Annotated in this window: 10 protein-coding genes; 8 read left to right on the forward strand and 2 right to left on the reverse strand. The window is 73.7% G+C overall.

Annotated elements, in window-relative coordinates; genetic code table 11:
* Positions 1 to 184 precede the first annotated feature (184 nt).
* The 4 genes from KVT45_RS36910 to KVT45_RS36925 all read left to right on the forward strand — a co-directional run bounded on the left by KVT45_RS36910 (position 185) and on the right by KVT45_RS36925 (position 7,100).
* Entirely contained in the window at positions 185 to 2,914 is a 2,730-nt protein-coding gene (locus KVT45_RS36910) for an AAA family ATPase (protein WP_217553538.1), read from the forward strand.
* Between the two features lie 100 nt (positions 2,915 to 3,014).
* A complete protein-coding gene (locus KVT45_RS36915) occupies positions 3,015 to 3,704 on the forward strand; it encodes a DUF2306 domain-containing protein (RefSeq protein ID WP_217553539.1) in 690 nt (229 codons plus the stop codon).
* Between the two features lie 194 nt (positions 3,705 to 3,898).
* Entirely contained in the window at positions 3,899 to 4,669 is a 771-nt protein-coding gene (locus KVT45_RS36920; protein ID WP_217553540.1) for a polysaccharide deacetylase family protein, read from the forward strand.
* 133 nt (positions 4,670 to 4,802) lie between these two features.
* Entirely contained in the window at positions 4,803 to 7,100 is a 2,298-nt protein-coding gene (locus tag KVT45_RS36925; protein WP_217553541.1) for an FUSC family protein, read from the forward strand.
* Positions 7,101 to 7,257: 157 nt separating this feature from the next.
* Here the strand turns inward: KVT45_RS36925 and KVT45_RS36930 are convergent, their stop codons facing one another.
* The gene (locus KVT45_RS36930; RefSeq protein ID WP_217553542.1) at positions 7,258 to 8,130 is read right to left on the reverse strand and encodes a helix-turn-helix domain-containing protein; all 873 of its coding nucleotides are present in this window, start codon (positions 8,128 to 8,130) and stop codon (positions 7,258 to 7,260) included.
* Between the two features lie 101 nt (positions 8,131 to 8,231).
* On the opposite strand from KVT45_RS36930, the gene KVT45_RS36935 reads away from it, so the two are divergent.
* The gene (locus KVT45_RS36935; protein WP_217553543.1) at positions 8,232 to 9,695 is read left to right on the forward strand and encodes an amidase; all 1,464 of its coding nucleotides are present in this window, start codon (positions 8,232 to 8,234) and stop codon (positions 9,693 to 9,695) included.
* A 7-nt stretch (positions 9,696 to 9,702) separates the two neighbouring features.
* Here KVT45_RS36935 and KVT45_RS36940 read toward each other — a convergent pair whose 3' ends face one another.
* Positions 9,703 to 10,491, reverse strand: a complete 789-nt coding sequence (locus tag KVT45_RS36940; protein ID WP_217553544.1) for a sugar isomerase domain-containing protein — start codon at positions 10,489 to 10,491, stop codon at positions 9,703 to 9,705.
* 165 nt (positions 10,492 to 10,656) lie between these two features.
* Between KVT45_RS36940 and KVT45_RS36945 the strand changes: the two genes are divergently transcribed.
* The 3 genes from KVT45_RS36945 to KVT45_RS36955 all read left to right on the forward strand — a co-directional run bounded on the left by KVT45_RS36945 (position 10,657) and on the right by KVT45_RS36955 (position 16,541).
* A complete protein-coding gene (locus tag KVT45_RS36945) occupies positions 10,657 to 11,541 on the forward strand; it encodes a MurR/RpiR family transcriptional regulator (protein WP_217553545.1) in 885 nt (294 codons plus the stop codon).
* A gap of 108 nt (positions 11,542 to 11,649) precedes the next feature.
* Positions 11,650 to 15,915 carry an NEW3 domain-containing protein gene (locus tag KVT45_RS36950; protein WP_217553546.1) on the forward strand — a complete coding sequence of 1,422 codons (4,266 nt, stop codon included), beginning with the start codon at positions 11,650 to 11,652 and terminating at the stop codon, positions 15,913 to 15,915.
* Positions 15,912 to 16,541 (forward strand): peptidyl-prolyl cis-trans isomerase, encoded by a 630-nt coding sequence (locus tag KVT45_RS36955; protein WP_217553547.1) that lies wholly within the window; start codon positions 15,912 to 15,914, stop codon positions 16,539 to 16,541. Before KVT45_RS36950 ends, KVT45_RS36955 begins: the two co-directional genes overlap by 4 nt.
* The last annotated feature ends 135 nt before the right edge of the window (positions 16,542 to 16,676 follow it).

Here is a 16,676-nt window from a genome sequence, read left to right on the forward strand (position 1 = left end):
GCCCGGCAGTCGGGAGCACGTCGGCAAGGGCTGCAAAAACCACGCAGAGCGCGGCTGCACAAGCGCGGCAGTCACCGCGCGCCCCGCCCGCCGTCGGCTCCTTCCATCGGCCGAGACCGTTGCCCCCCTGCACCCCCGTTAGAGTGACAGCGTTCGTCACCGCCCGGGGAGGGGAGCCGACGCCATGGTCTTCGTCGCCCGGAAGAACGAGCTGCGCGCGCTCGACGACCTGGTCCGCGCGACGGCGGACGGGCGCGGTGGGGCGCTGGTGGTGGCCGGCGAAGCGGGGATGGGCAAGTCCGCGCTCGTCGACGCCGCGGTCGGCGGCCTCGACGGATGGCTGGTGCTGCGCGCCGCCGGTACCGAGTTCGAGCGGGACCTTCCGTACGCCGCGCTGCACCAGCTCTGCACGTCGGTGATCGGGCATCGCGACGGCCTGCCCGCGGTGCAGCGGCTGGCGCTGGAGTCGGTGTTCGGCCTCGGCGGCGGGACGACCCCGGATCCGCTGACGATCGGCCTGGCCGTGCTGGGGTTGCTGCACGAGCTCGCCAGGGACCGGCCCGTGTGCTGCGTGGTGGACGACGTCCAGTGGGTCGACGCGGGGACCCGGCAGGTGCTGGGCTTCGTCGCGCGGCGGGTCGCCGCCGAGCGGATCGCGGTGCTGCTCGCCGAGCGGAGTCCGTCCGTCGACCGGGACCGGTCGGTCGAGCGGAGCCCGTCCGCCGAGCCCGGGTTCACGGATCTGCCGCGCCTGCCGTTGCCGGGCCTCGGCGACGCGGAAGCCAGGACGCTGCTGCGTTCGGCCGCCCGCACGGACCTGGACGGCGAGGTGCTCGAACGGATCCTCGCCGAGGCCGGCGGGAACCCCCTGGCCCTGCTGGAACTCGGCCACCGGACCGGGCCGTTGGGCCTGCCCGCCGGGAGCGACGACGGGCCGCGGGCCAACGTGGTGGACGCGCTGGAGGCCCGGTTCGCCCGACAGGTGCGCGCACTGCCCTCCGCGGCCCGCTCGCTGGTGGTGCTCGCCGCCGCGGAACCGGTCGGTGACCTCGGCCTGGTGGGCCGCGCCGCGCGTCTGCTCGCCCTGGACCCGGCCGAGCTGACCGCCGCGGAGGACGAGGGACTGGTCAGCCTCGGGCCCCGGCTGCGCTTCCGCCACCCGCTGGTGCGCTCGGGCGCCTACCGCTCGGCCACCCCCGGTACACGCCGGCGGGTCCATGCCGCACTCGCCGAGGCCACCGTCGCGGAGACCGGCCCCGACCGCCGCGCCTGGCACCGGGCACACTCGGTGGTCGACACCGACGAGGCGGTCGCCGCGGAGCTGGTCGGCTCCGCCGGGCGGGCGCAACGGCGCAGCGGTCTGGCCGCGGCCGCGGCGTTCCTCGAACGCGCGGCGCAGCTCACACCCGATCCCGTCCGCCAGGGTGAGCGGATGCTCGCCGCGGCCCGGGCGAGGCTGGATTCCGGCGCGCCCGCCCGGGCCCGTGAACTGCTCGCACAGGCCGAGCGCCGTCCGCTGGCACCGGCGGACCGCGCCGACGCCCGGCTGCAGCGGGCCCTGATCGAATTCCACGTGGCCCGCAGCCCGGAAGCGACCGTCGCGCTCGTCGACGCCGCGGTGGGCCTCCCGCCCGACCGGGCCAGAGAGACCTACCTGGAGGCCTTCTCCTCGTCGATGTTCGTCGACCGGCTGCCGGGACGACTGCGGCAGCTCGGCACGCGCATCCGCGAGCAGGCACCGCGGCGGCAGGACGAGTCCCGCCCGGTCGACCTGCTGCTGGACGCGCTGCTCGACCAGGTCCTGGCACCGGTCGAGGAAGCGGTGCCCACGATGCGGCGGGCGGTGGCCGCGTTCCGCACCGCCGCCAGCCCGTGGTGGATGGAGCTCGCCTGTCTGATGGCCCTCGATCTGGGCGACGACGACTCCGCCGAGGTGCTCTCCGCCCGGCAGGTGGAGCTGGCCCGGGAACAGGGCGCCTTCGCCGTGCTGCCCCAGGCCCTGCGTGTCCACGCGATCGCCCGGACGGTCTTCGGCCGCTACGAGGAGGCGGCCGCGAGCCTTGCGGAAGCCCGTGCGATCGACGAGGCGGCGGGCACCGTCAGCCTCTCCTTCGCCGAACTGATCCTGGCCGGCTGGCGCGGTGACGCCGATCGGGTCGGCGAGCTGCGGGCCACGATGCGCCGGCGCATCGGCCGCGACGAGGCGGTCGGCGAACTGTACGCGACGGCGGTGCTGTGCAACGGGCTCGCCGACTACTCCGCCGCCCTCGAAACCGGACTCGCCTCCCGGACCCAGGAGGAGGAGGGTTCCTATGTGGTGTGGGGCCTCGACCCGGAATTCGTCGAGGCGGCCGTCCGCGCCGGACGGCCAAAGGAGTGCGCCGCGGTCATGGCCCGTCTCGAAGCCCTGGCGCGCACCGGCCGGACCGCCTGGGCCGAGGCAAGGTACCGGCTCGCGCAGGCGCTGCTCGATCCCGGCGCGGAGGCCACCGACGCCCGCTACCGGGAAGCGGTCGACCTCTTCGCAAGGACCGGGGTGCGAGCGCACTACGGCCGTACCCGCCTGCTGTACGGCGAGTGGCTGCGCCGGGCCGGCCGCCGCGCCGACGCCCGCGTCGAACTGCGGGCGGCGCACGAGACGCTGACCGCGGTCGGCGCGACCGCGTTCGCCGAGCGGGCGGCCCGTGAACTGGTCGCCACCGGGCAACGCCCGCGCCGGGACGGGGCGAACCCGCTCGACCTGCTCACCGCCCAGGAGCGGCTGATCGTGGGGAAGGTCGCCGGCGGCGCCACGTCCAAGGAGGTCGCCGCCGCGCTGTTCCTCAGCCCGCGCACGATCGACACGCACCTGCGCAACAGCTACCGCAAGCTCGGCATCTCCTCCCGCCGCCAGCTGCGCGAACTCCCTCTCTGAGCGTCGCGTAGGCGGCTGATCTACGTAGTTCTCACCGACGCGGCCGCGGCCGGCGGCACGGGAAGCTCGCTGCATCCACCCGGTCGAGCAGGAGCTTGTGATGACCTTTCCCGTTTCCCGTAGCGGCAGGCGGCGGATCGCCTGGGCCGCGCTCGCGGTCTCCGCCGCCGGCATCGCCGTGTTCTCGGGCGCCACCTACCTCACCGGCGACGCGTCGGCGAGCCGGATCCCGCTCAACCCGGATGTCGCGGTGCACTACCTGACGATCGTGGTGCACGCCCTGCCCGCGAGCCTGCTGTTGCTGATCGGGCCGTTCCAGTTCGTGAACAGGCTGCTGGCCGGCCGCCCGGCCCTGCACCGGACGCTCGGCTATGTGTACATGGGCAGCGTGGTGGTCGCCGCGCTCGCGGCCTTCGTGGCCGCCACGTTCTCCGTCTCCGGCATTTCCGTGCAGGTCGCGTTCTACCTGTTGTCCACCGCCTGGCTGTACACCCTCTTCCAGGGTTTCCGCGCCATCCGGCAGGGCCAGATCCAGCTCCACCGGATCTGGCTGATCCGCAACTACGCGCTGAGCTTCGCCGCGGTCGTGCTCCGCGCCTTCCTCGGTCTCGGCCTGGTCCTGCAGGGCCCGTTCCCCTCGCTGACCTTCCACGACATCTACACCACGAGCGTCTGGGCGTCGATCCTCGTGTGCGCGGTCGTCGCCGAGTACTTCATCATCCACAGGACACTCGCACCGCTGGTGCGCAAGCGGTCGAACAAGCCGCGCATCCCCATGTACGACTCCTGATCACCTGGGTCTTGGCACAAAGCGGGGTGACCGCCAACACCGATTGCCGTTCCCGGCGTTAAAGGTCTCGCAGGGAGCCTGTCGCAGAACTCTCGCGGAATTGTCCGTGATCGGTAACGGATGGATCCGGTGCCCGCCGTCTTCCGTCCTGACGGGTGCACGAGGTCGACGAAACGACAGGGAACGGGGCGGACATGGCGCGGCACGGCGGACGGGGATGGTACGGCCAGGTGGTCGCGGCGGCGCTCGGGGTCACGGCCGTGACCGTGGCCGCCTCGCTGTGGACCGCGCAGGCCGGTCCCGTCGACGAGCGCGTGGAAGCCGGGACTTCGGTGCACCACAGCGCTCCGAAGGCGGCCCCGGTGCCGATGGGGATCGCACACGCCTCGGATCGGGGCGCCAGGGGCGTGAACATCACCATCGACGACGGGCCGGATCCGGTCTGGACCCCCGAGGTGCTCCAGGTGCTCAAGGAGTACGGCGTGAAGGCCACCTTCTGCATGATCGGACCGCAGGCGAAGGCGCACCCGGACCTGGTCAGGGCGGTGGTGGCGGCCGGGCACCGGCTGTGCGACCACACGGTCTCCCACGACGTGACCATGGACACCAAGTCCGAGGCCTACCAGTCCCAGCAGATCCTCGACGCCGAGCGCATGATCACCGAGGCGTCCGGGGGCGTACGGCCGCTCTACTACCGCGCCCCGGGCGGCGCGTTCACCCCGTACAGCCGCAAGCTCGCCGCCTCCCACGGCATGCGCCCGCTGGGCTGGAACGTCGACTCGAAGGACTTCGAACGCCCGGGCACGACCGCCATCGTCACCACCGTCAAGGAGGAGATGCCCAACGGGCCGACCATCCTCTTCCACGACGCCGGCGGCGACCGCTCCGAGACGGTTGCCGCTCTGCGCGAGGTGCTGCCGTGGCTGAAGGAACAGGGGTATTCGTTCGGCTTCCCGGTGCGCTGAGCGGTCCTGCCAGGTCGTCCGGGTGTCGTGCGGCCCCGGTAAATGTTGCGGGCGGGGCGGTGGTGGCCGCATATGGGTGGTGTGGGCGGTACGGCGGTGGGGCCGGCTGCTCCGGGGCCGGCGGGAGGTGGACATGTCGGGGCGGGCGCCACGCTGGGTGACGTGGTTGCGCGGCAAGGACCCGGATCTCGCGGCGACCCGGCGGGCCGGGCGTACGGCGCTGGTGATGCCCGCCCTGTTCGCGCTGTGCACCGAGGTGCTGCACTCGCCGACGATGGCGAGCTATGCCGCGTTCGGCTCGTTCTCGATGCTGCTGCTGGTGGACTACTCCGGGCCGATGGTGGAGCGGCTGCGGGCACAGGCGGCGCTCGCGGTGGCGTGGCTGGTGCTGATCTGCGCCGGGACGCTGGCGGGGCGGGAGATCTGGCTCGCCGTGGCGGCCACGGTCGTGATCGGTTTCGTGGTCCTCTTCGCCGGCGTGGTGAGCTCGGTCCTGGCCGGCAGCTCGACGGCGCTCCTGCTGGCCTTCGTGCTGCCGGTCAGCGCCCCGGTACCGCTGTCGCAGCTGCCCGAGCGCCTCGCCGGTGCGGGCCTCGCGGCGGCGGTGGCGCTGCCGGCCGTCGCCCTGTTGTGGCCGCGTCCCGTCGCCGACCCGCTCAGCGCCCCGGCGGCCGCCGTGTGCCGTGCCGCCGCCGGGTACCTGCGGATCCGCGCGGCCCTGCCGGGACCGGACGGGCCGGGGGCCGATGCCGAGCACTGCCGGGTGGGGGCGGAGCAGACCGCGCGGACCGGCGCGGACCTGCGCGGGGTCTTCGACGCCACGACGTACCGCCCCACCGGCCTGTCCGCGACCTCACGTGCCCTGGTCCGGCTGGTGGACGAGCTGACCTGGCTGTGCGCGGTCCTCGTCGACCGGTCCGACTACACCGACGAGCCTCCGACCTGCGATCCGGCCGCGTACACCGTGCGCCGCGCCGCCGCCCACGTCCTGGAGGCGGCCTGCGACCTGCTCACGGACCTCAACGGGGACACCGGTGCGCTGCGGGCCCGCGAGAAGGAGCTGCGGGCGGTCCTGGCCGGGATGGAGCACAGCTCCACCGTCCGGGTGCCCGCCGAGCATCCCGGCGGGAACAGTCCGGCGGAGGTCTTCGGGTTCATCGCCACGCTGGACGTGTCCTTCCGCGCCCAGGAGCTCGGCTTCGCCGTGCTGCAGATCGCCGACAACGTCGACATGGCGGCCACCGCCTGGCAGCGCAGCTGGCCCGAGCGGCTCCTCGGCCGTGAGCCGGGCGCACTGGCCGCGCCCCTCGCCTCCGCCCGGGAACGGGCCGTCGCCCATCTCAGGCCCGACTCGGTGTGGCTGCACAACAGCCTGCGCGGCGCCGCCGGCCTCGGCATCGCCGTGTTCCTGGCCGGGGTGACCGGCGTGGGGCACTCCTTCTGGGTACTCCTGGGCACCCTGTCCGTGCTGCGGTCCAACGCGCTCAGCACCGGGCAGAACGCCGCCCGCGCCGTCCTCGGCACGGTGGCCGGGTCCGTGATCGGCGCCGGGCTGCTGCATCTGATCGGCCACCACGGCACCGGGCTGTGGTTCGTGCTCCCCGTGGCCGTCCTGTTCGCCGGGATCGCGCCCGCCGCCGTCTCCTTCGCCGCCGGGCAGGCCGCGTTCACCGTCACGCTCGTGGTGCTCTTCAACATCGGCCACGACCCCAACTGGCACATCGTCCTGCTGCGCATCCAGGACATCGCGCTGGGGTGCGCGGTCAGCGTCCTCGTGGCCGTGTTCTTCTGGCCGCGCGGCGCCCAGGGCGCCGTCCACAAGGCACTCGCCGAGGCGTACGACGACAGCGCCCGTTACCTCGGGGACGCCGTGCACCACGCCCTCGGCCACCGCCACCCCGTCGACCCCGATCCGCAGGGCCGGGTGGCGGCGGCCGCCGCCCGCCGCCTCGACGACGCGTTCCGCAACTACCTCGCCGAACGCGGCGCCAAGCCGCTGTCGCTGTCCTGCGCCAACACCCTCGTCAACGGCGTCGTCGGGCTGCGGCTGGCCGCCGACGCCGTCGTCTCCCTGTGGCAGGGCGAGGACGTGGCCCGCGTCCAGGCGGTCCGGGCCGACGCCCACCGCGCCGTCCTCGGGTCGGCGGCCCTGGTCACCGGCTGGTACCACGACTTCGCCGCGAGCCTCGGGGGCCGTTGTCCCGTCCCCGACGCCGTTCCGCTCCGGCCCGAGGGGGCCACGCGGCTCGTGGAGTCCGTCCGCACCGAACTCAGCGACGGCCGGGGCCGGCCCACCCCGGTCGCGGTCCGGATCATCTGGACCGACGACCACGTGGACGCCGCCCGCCGCCTCCAGCCCGGCCTGTCCGAGGCCGCCAGGGCGCAGGCGAGGACACGCCACCGCCGACTGCGGAAGACGCCCGCCGGCTGAACACGGCACCGGCCGGACCGACTGGGCACGGCACCTCCCGCGGAACACGGCACGTCCGGCGGAACACGGCGCCTCCCGCGGAACATGACACGTCCGGCTGCGCACGGCACGTCCGGCGGAGTCGGTCCCGGCCACCGGGGGGCGGGGAGCTGCGCCGTCACCGCCCGGCGGCTCGCAGCGGTGTTCCCGACAGGTAGGCCGGCGCGGCCCATGCGACGTCGTCGACCGCCAGCCACGGCGCGTGGGACACCGCTGCCGGCGTCACCCCGGCGAAGGCCCTGACGTCCCGGTGCAGGTGGGACTGGTCGACGTAGCCGATCTCCGCCGCCACCCGCGCGGCGCCGTGTCCGGCGGCGAGGCGGTGGGCCGCGTGGTCGAAGCGGATCAGCTGGGCCGCGCGTTTGGGGGTGAGGCCGGTCTGGGAGCGGAAGCGGGACCACAGGCGCTTGCGGCTCCATCCGGCCTCGGCCGCCAGCGGCTCGACCCGGACCCCGCCCAGGTGTGTCACCATCTCCCGCCAGACGAAGGCGACTTCGGGGTCGACGGCACGGCCGGCCTGGTACCGGCGGGCGAGTGCGGCCTCGGCGATCGCGAACCGGTCCGGCCAGGACCGGGCGGCGCGCAGCTGTTCCTGGGTGCGTACGGCGTCCGGGCCCCAGAGGTCGGCGAGGGCGACGACGGTGCCGCCGAGTTCCGTGCAGTCGCCGAACACGGCGTGGGCGAACAGCGGTGACAGCCGTATCTGCAGGCACTCGATGGCACGGCCGTGCCCGCGCAGGCCGCCGGCCGCGAGTCCGGCGACGATGCTGCCGTGGTGCCGCCGGCCGCCGGGGTCGTCGACGGCGAGCGGCCGGTCGCCGAGGTCGACGGCCACCGTGACGGCCGGATACGGGACCACGCTCAGGTCGATGGGATCCCTGGTGCGCGCGCGGAACCCGGCCATGCTGACGCCCGGCAGCAGGCCGGGCCGCGCCGGGGTGGCGATGTCCCAGATCTGTGCGGCGCTCGGAGCCGCCAGGGCGGATCGCATGGCGCCAGCGTACGGAACATTCGTCCAATACGGAGCGGTGCGGGCGGGCCGAGACTGACGGCGTTCCCGCAAGTGCCCCGGACCGGAAAGGACCGCTCGTGATGCGCTCGCCGATTGAGCCGATTGAGCCCATCGATTCGTTCGACTCGTTCACGCCGGCCGTCGAACTCGCCGCGGCCGTACGACGGAAGGAGATCAGCCCCGTCGAGGTGGCCGAGATCTGTCTGCGGCGGATGGACGAGCTGGACCCCCGGCTGAACGCCTTCTGCCACCGGGCCGACGACGACGTCCGCAAGGCCGCCGCCGTGGCGGCCGACCAGGTGGTGCGGGCCGCGTCGCCCGACGACCTACCGCCCTTCCACGGTGTCCCGCTGCCGGTCAAGGACCTTGCGGACGTGGCCGGTTGGCCGACCACCCACGGGTCCGCGGGCGCCGGGCGGGCGCCGGCCCCGGTCTCGGACCCGGTCGTACGACGGTTCGTGGACGCGGGGTTCGTACTCCTCGGCAAGACCACCACCTCGGAGTTCGGCGCCCTGCCCTTCACCGAGAGCGAGGCCCTGGGCATCTCGCGCAACCCTTGGGACCCGGACCGTACGCCGGGCGGATCGTCCAGCGGGGCGGGCGTGGCCGTCGCCGCCGGGATGGCGCCGATCGCGCACGCCGAGGACGGCGGCGGATCGATCCGTATCCCCGCTTCCTGCACCGGACTTGTGGGTCTCAAGCCCACCCGTGGCCTGGTCGGCAACGCGACCGTCGTCGTGGAGGGCCTCGGTGTCAGCGGTGTGGTCACCCGGACGGTGGCGGACACCGCGGCCGCCCTCGACGTGCTCGCCCGCCACGATCCGGGCGTCTGGTGGTCGCCGCCGTCCCCGCGCGGCTCGTTCACCGCGGCGACGGCGGCCGGGGCGCCGGCCGGGCTGCGGATCGGGGTGCTCACCGACTCGCCCGTCGGCGGGATCGGCGTGGACCCGGCGTGTGTGACGGCCGTCGAGGTCACGCTCCGGGCGCTGGAGTCGGCGGGACACCATGTCGTGGACACCGCCCTGCCGCTGCCGCCGACGGACGAGTTGATCGCCGCGTTCACGACCATCTGGAACGTCGGCGCCGCCGGGATCGACCTCGCGGACCCGGAGCGGGTCGAGCCGCACAACCGTGCGCTGCGCGAGGCGGCGCGGTCGGTGGACTCGTGGTCCTATGTGGAGGCGGTGCAGCGGGCCCAGCACCTGTCGCGGCGCATCGTCGAGGGCTTCGTCGACAGTTTCGACCTGCTGGTCACGCCGACGATGGCCTGTCTCCCGCCTCGCGTCGGCGCCTGGCGGGCCGGTACCGAGGACCATCCCCTGGCCGCCCTGCTGAACAGCTATCCGATGGGGGTGTTCACCTCGGTGTTCAACGTGACCGGCCAGCCGGCGGTCTCGCTCCCCGTCCACCACGACGAGGCCACCGGGCTGCCGGTCGGCGTCCAGCTCGTCGCCGCGCCCTGGCGGGAGGACCTGCTGCTCCAGGTGTCCCGCGCCCTGGAACTCGCGCTCCCCTGGAACGGCCGTCGCCCGCCGGTCGGCTGACGTCCCCTCAGCTCGCGGTGCGCCGGATCCGTCCGGCGTACCGCTTCTCCAGTTCCAGGTTGCCCTCGAAGCCGCCGGGCACGTTGGCCGAGACGTAGACCGGGGGGCGGTCGCCGGAGGTGAGGAGGAGGCCGGCCGCCTCGGCCACCGCCATCTGCACGAGCATGACCCCGGTCAGCGTGGACAGCGCGCAGACCGCGCCGCCGCCCGGGAGTCCGAGGAGGGCGTCGCCGCGCGGGGCCGCGTTGTCGAGGACCACGTCGGCCAGGTCGGCGAGCTTCTTGCCGCTCGGGTGGCCGGCCGGGACCGCCCGGGTGTGGGCGAGGGAGGTGAGGGCGAGAAGGCGGTGTCCGTGTTCCCTGGCGTGCAGGGCCATCTCCACTATCACGTTGTTCACCCCGGAGTTGGAGATGACGACGAAGAGGTCCTGGGGGTGCGGGGCGGCCAGGTCGTAGAGACGGGCCGCGACGCCGGGCTCGCGTTCCAGGAGCGGGTCGTCGAGGACGCTCGGGTGCTCGCCGCCGTAGAGGACGAGGTCGGCGATGCTGATCCGGTTGGTGGGCACCAGGCCGCCCGCGCGGCCGGCGACCTCGAGGACCATGGCCTGGGAGTGGCCGGTGCCGAAGGCCTGGACGACCCCGTCGGCGCGGACGCAGTCGGCGATCAGTGCGGCGGCCCGGGTGACGTCGGCGCGTGCGGACTCGGTGAGGCGATGGAGGGCGTCGAGGCCCTCGCGGGCGAAGCGTTCGGAGCTCACCGGGCCGGTGCCGGACTCGTTGGCGGACTCGACGGACACGTTCGCACTCCCCACTGCCGGGAACGGCCGGATGGATTGAACCACCCCATCTACATCACTATCGATGAATCAATAAATCACGCGCGCCATACGCTGTGCAATGCCGCGTCCTTCCGGTCCTGGTATTCAACAGACCGCCCAAAGGGTGGCTGATACCTTCTCCTCATGCCCTCGACCGACGTCACCACACTCATCCGGACCGAGCTGCCGCGCCTGGCCGGCTCCCTGCGGAAGGTCGGCGAGCTGATCCTGGAGGATCCGGCCGCCGTCACCCACTGTTCGGCCGCGGAGCTGGGCCGCCGCACCGGCACCTCCCAGGCGACCGTGACCCGGTTCTGCCGGGCCGTGGGCCTCGACTCCTACCAGCACCTGCTGATCGCGCTCGCCCAGGAACGGGGCCGCGGCGAGGTCTCCGACTGGGGCACGGCCGAGATCGGTCCGGACATCTCCCCGGATGACAGCCTGGAGCGGGTGGTGAAGGTGGTCGGCACCGCGGACCTGCGGGCCGTCCAGCAGACCCTGGACCGGATCGATCTGGACGCGGTCGAGCGGGCCGCGCAGGCCATGGCCCGCGCCCGCAGGATCGACGTCTACGGCGTGGGCGGCAGCGGCGCGGTGGCGCAGGAGACCGAGACCCGGCTGTTCCGGATCGGCTGTTCGGTGCGCGGCTGGACCGAGGTGCATGCCGCGGCCACCTCGGCCGCCCTGCTCACCCCCGCCGACGTCGCGATCGGCATCTCCCACTCCGGGGCGACCCGCGAGACGACCGAGCCGTTCGAGACGGCCAAGGAGCGCGGTGCGACGACGATCGCCCTCACCGCCGACCCGCGTTCCCCGCTCGCCCGCACCGCCGACATCCGGCTCATCTCCTCCACCTCGGAGACCAGCTTCCCCACCGGCATCATCGGCGCCCGCCACTCGGTGCTGGTCCTCATCGACTGCCTGTACGTCCGGGTCGCCCAGCTCTCCTACCAACGGGCCAGCGCCTCACTGGCGTTGACCGACCACATCGCCGGGCAGCACACGGCGAAGCCCCGGCGGTCGCGCTGAGCCACCCCTCTCCCTGCATGGATGAACCATCAATGACTCACACTCGTGGTTGATTGAACCACCCCTCGATGCCAGGATGGGGCTCCGCCGAGCACTCGTAGGAGCCCCATGCGTGTGACCTCTGTCGAGTCGACCGAGCTCTTCACCGGCACTCCTGAGAAACCACTGCAAGTGGTCGTCGTCCGGGCCGAGCACATCCCGGGCCGCCCGGTGCTGCTGACCGTCGAGGGGCCGGGGGTGCGCAGCGTCGGCGAGCACCGGGCGACCGCCGGCGAGGACGGAACCGTACGCGCGGAGGTCTCCGTGTCCGCCGAGCGGCTCGCGCCCGGCGACCGGCGCAGCATCACGGTGACCGTCGAGGACGCGGGTGCGGGCCGACTCCTGCACCACGCGGCCGAGTTCACGGCCGCCGAGCCCAGCTGGACCATGTTCATGGTCAGCCACTTCCACTACGACCCCGTCTGGTGGAACACCCAGGCCGCCTACACCGAGACCTGGGACACCGCCGACGACCCGGCCTCCAGCGGTCTGCCCGCCCGTACCTTCGACTCACGCGGCCAGTCCGGGATGAGCCTGGTGCGCGCCCACTGCGACCTCGCCCGGCGCGACCCCCTGTACACCTTCGTGCTCGCGGAGGTGGACTATCTCAAGCCCTACTGGGACGCCTTCCCCGAGGAGCGGGCCTTCCTGCGCCAGCTGATCCGCTCCGGACGCGTCGAGGTCATGGGCGGCACCTACAACGAGCCCAACACCAACCTCACCGGCGCGGAGGCCACCGTACGCAACGCCCTGTACGGGGACGGGTTCCAGCGCCGGATCATGGGCGCGGCACCGGAAACCGCCTGGCAGCTGGACGCGTTCGGGCACGATCCGCAGTTCCCCGGGCTGATGGCGGACGCCGGGATCACCTCCAGTTCCTGGGCGCGCGGGCCGTTCCACCAGTGGGGGCCGACGCTCTCCGTCTTCGGCGAGGAGCCGCGCGATCCCGGGCGGATGCAGTTCCCGGCCGAGTTCAACTGGATCGCGCCCTCGGGGCGCGGGCTGCTCACCGCCTACATGGTCAACCACTACGGCGCCGGCTGGGCGATCGACAACGCGCCCTCCCTGCCCGAGGCGGAGGCGGCCGCGTTCCGGCTGTTCCAGGGGCTGAAGAAGGTCGCGCTCACCAGGAACGTGCTGCTGCCGGTCGGCGGTGACTACGCGCCGCCGTGCCGCTGGGTGACGGGCATCCACCGTGACTGGAACGAGCGGTACGTCTGGCCGCGCTTCGTCAGCGGCATCCCCCGCGACTTCTTCGCCGCCGTGCGCGCCGAGTTGGCGACGGAGGGCCGCACGGCCTCGCCGCAGACCCGGGACATGAACCCGGTCTACACCGGCAAGGACGTCTCCTACATCGACACCAAGCAGGCCCAGCGGTACGGCGAGACGCTGCTCGCCGACGCCGAGGCCTGGGCGACCCTCGCCTCCCTCGTCACCGGGCACCCATACCCGGACGCGGCCCTCGACAAGGCCTGGCGGCAACTGGTCTACGGCGCCCATCACGACGCCATCACCGGCTCGGAGTCGGACCAGGTGTACATCGATCTCCTCACCGGCTGGCGGGAGTTGTACGACCTGGCCGAGACGGTGCACGCCGACGCCACCGACGCGCTGGCCCGCGAGGTCGTCCCGCTGCCCGGCGGCGCCCCGGACCTGGTCGTCTTCAACTCCGCCACCTGGCGACGCCGGGACGTGCTCACGGTCGACGACCCGGGCGGCCTGGTCCCGCTGGACCTCACGGGCCTGCCGCTGCCCGCCGTCCGGGAGGACGGCCGGCTCCGGGTCGTCGTACCCGACGTGCCGGGGACGGGCCTCAAGGCCCTTTCGCTGGCGGACGGTTCGGTGCCCGGGTGGGCGCCGGGCGAAGGGCTCACCATCCGCAACGAGTTCTACGAGGTCACGGTCGATCCGGCGCGCGGTGGCGGGGTCCGCGGGCTGCGCCGACTCGCCGAGGGCGGGCGGGAGTTGCTGCGCGCCGGTGAGATCGGCAACGAGCTGGTCGTGCAGGAGGAGTACCCCCGGCATCCGCGGTTCGGCGAAGGGCCCTGGCATCTCACCCCGACCGGCACGACCGCCGCCCGGAGCCGGGACGTCACCGCGGACGTCGAGGTCGAGCACTCCCCCGCCGGATCGCGGATCACCGTCCGCGGTGACCTCGGACTCTTCCGGTACACGCAGCGGCTGACCCTCTGGACGGGCGTCGACCGGCTCGACGTGACGACGAGCATCGACGGGTACGACGGCGCCGACCGGCTGATCCGGGTGCGCTGGCCCTCGGACGTGCGGGGCGGGCTGCCGGTGCACGAGGTCGCGGACGCGGTGATCGGGCGTGGCTTCGGGTTCGTGGAGGTGGACAGCGAGCGGTTCCCGTGGACCCTCGACAATCCGGCCGACACCTGGTTCGGGCTGGGCTCCACGGCCCGGATCGCCGTGCACGACGACACCGGCCGGCTGCTCGGGCAGCGGGCCGTCGGGGTCGCCGAACTCATCCATGCCGACTGGGACTCCGCCGGCGAGCTGGGCACCCCGCTCGCGGCGGCCCTGGTGCGGGCGGGTGTCACGGCCACGTCGACGGTCGCGGGCGGTCCCCGCTACGGCGACCTGGAGGTGGACTCCAACCTGCCCGACCTCCGGATCGCCGTGGGCACCCCGGACCGCAACGCCGTGGTCGCCGAGGCGCTGAGCTGGGATCCGGCGGCGGCCCGGGAGGTGGACCGGCAGCTGGCCGAGGGCGGCCTCGCGACCGTCTGGGTGGCGCCGCGGGCGTCGTTGCGCGAGGAGTGGGTGCCCGGCGCCGATCTCCGCGAACTGGAGCAGCTCCCCCTGCTGATCGTGGCCGGCGCCGACGACGACGCGAAGGCGGTCGACGCTCTGGTCGCCGACCTGGACGACGCGGTCGTACGGACCACGGCGGCGGGGCGCGGCGAGGCGCTGCCGCCGGGTGACGCCTGGGACGGGCGCAGCTTCGCCGTCCTCAACCGGGGCACGCCCGGCTGCGTGGTCACCGCCTCCGGCGACCTGTACATGTCCCTGATGCGGTCCTGCACCGGCTGGCCCTCCGGCATCTGGGTGGACCCGCCCCGCCGCACCGCACCCGACGGGTCCGGCTTTCAACTCCAGCGCTGGTCGCACACGTTCGAGTACGCCGTGGTCGCGGGTGCGGGCGACTGGCGGGAGTTGGGGCTGCCGCAGGCAGGGCACGCCTTCAACCACCCGCTCACGGCACGCGTCCGGCAACCCGACGACGCACCGGGCAGCCTGCCGCGCACGGTGACCCTCCTCTCCCTCGAACCCGAGGGCCGGGTGCTGCTCGATGCGTTCAAGCCGAGCGGAGCGCCGCTCGCGCGCGGCAGCGTGGCGGCCGCGGATCCGGCGAGCGGGGTCGTCGTACGGCTGCACGAGGTGGACGGGCGGCCGGTGCGGGCCCGGGTCACCGGGCCCCGGCCGTGGACGGCGGGCGCTCGGGCGGACGTGCTGGAGAGGCCCGGGGAGCCGCTGGTCCCCGACGGCGGTGCGCTGGACCTCGATCTCACCGGCTTCGAGGTGGCCACCGTACGGGCGACTCCCGGGGGCGCGCCGCCCGCGCCGGGTCCCGGGGTCGCCGCGCACGAGCCCGCCCAGCCGGTCGCCACCCGCTACTGGCTGCACAACTCCGGGCCCGCGCCCCGCGGCAACCTCCCGGTCGTCGTTCATCTCTCGCCGGCCGCGCTCACCGCCTCCGGACCGGTCACGGTGACGCTGCGGATCTCCTCCGAGCTCACCGACGCCTCGGCCACGGGCACGGTCGACCTCAGACACCCGCCCGGCTGGACCGCCGAACCCGCCCGCCTGCCCTACGCGTTGGGCCCCGGCGGCTTCACCCTCACCGAGGTCACGCTCACCCCGCCTCCGGACACCCCACCCGGCCGGTACTGGCTGGGGGCGCGGCTGACCCGCGACGGGCAGGCGTACGAGGACGTGGTCGCCGTCGATGTGCCGGGTGCCGTGCCCGAGGGCGAGCCGGACGGGCGGACCGGGCCGACTCTCCTGGCCCGCCTCGGAGTCGAGCGGATCCACGTACGCAGGGGTGAACGGGTGACGGTCCCGGTCGTGCTGCGGAACCCGACCCGGGGGCCGGTCGACGGCACCCTGTGGGCGGTGTCGTCGTGGGGAACCTGGGCCGGGGTCTCCCCGGGCTGCCAGGGGTTCACCGTGGCCGCCGGGGAGGCACTGGAGTGCGGGATCGAGGTGGATGCCTCGGCGGTGGAGCCCGGGGCGTACTGGCTGCTGGCGAAGGCCGGCTGGCACGGGTGCGTCGCCTACACCGAGGCGGTCGTACTGGAGGTGACGCCGTGAGCGAGCACGCGGCTGTGGTGGACGGGGAATCCGTGCCGGTGGAACGGGTGGAGACGCTGCTGGCGGCCGTTCCCGCCCGGGACCCGGCGGGAGCCCGTCCGGAGGCGCTCGGCCGGGCCGAGCGGCAGCGCAGGCGGTGGGCGACGCAGGTCGTCGTCACCGACGAACTCGCCCGGCGGGCCTGCGTGGAGCGCGGCCTGGAACCGCCCCGGGAGATCTCCCCCGAGCGCGTCCTGGCCGTGTCCGGAACGGATGTCGCCGACCTGGGCAGCATCGTCGCGGTGGCCCTCGCCCACTCCCCCGCCGCCCGCGCCCTGCTGGCCGCCCTGGAGGCCGAACAGCGGGTGCCTGAGGAGGCGGTGCGGGACTACTACGTCCGCAACCGGGACCGGTTCCTCACCAAGGACGCGCTGCGGCGCGGTGTCGACGCCTTCGCGACGGCGGCGGCCGGGGACTTCCAGCCGTACGAGCGCGTACGGGAGGACGTGGCACGGGAGTTGCGGCGGGCACGGGGACGCCAGGCCTTCTTCGACTGGCTGGACCTGGCCCGGGCCGGCGTCGCGTACCCGGCCGGGCACGAGCACCCCGGCGACCCGGCGCATCCGGACCACGAGCACCGGCACTGAGCCCGTCCGTCGGCGCACGGAACCGAAACGAAACACGCGAACCATTGACCTCCGATGAATTCTGGTCCACCTTTTCATCAATCAGAGTTCGAGTTGGTGATTTGAACCATCCGGAAGTGGCCGCAGGAGGGCAAC

It is taken from the genome of Streptomyces sp. GbtcB6, from assembly GCF_019091475.1.
Lineage (GTDB): Bacteria > Actinomycetota > Actinomycetes > Streptomycetales > Streptomycetaceae > Streptomyces > Streptomyces hyaluromycini.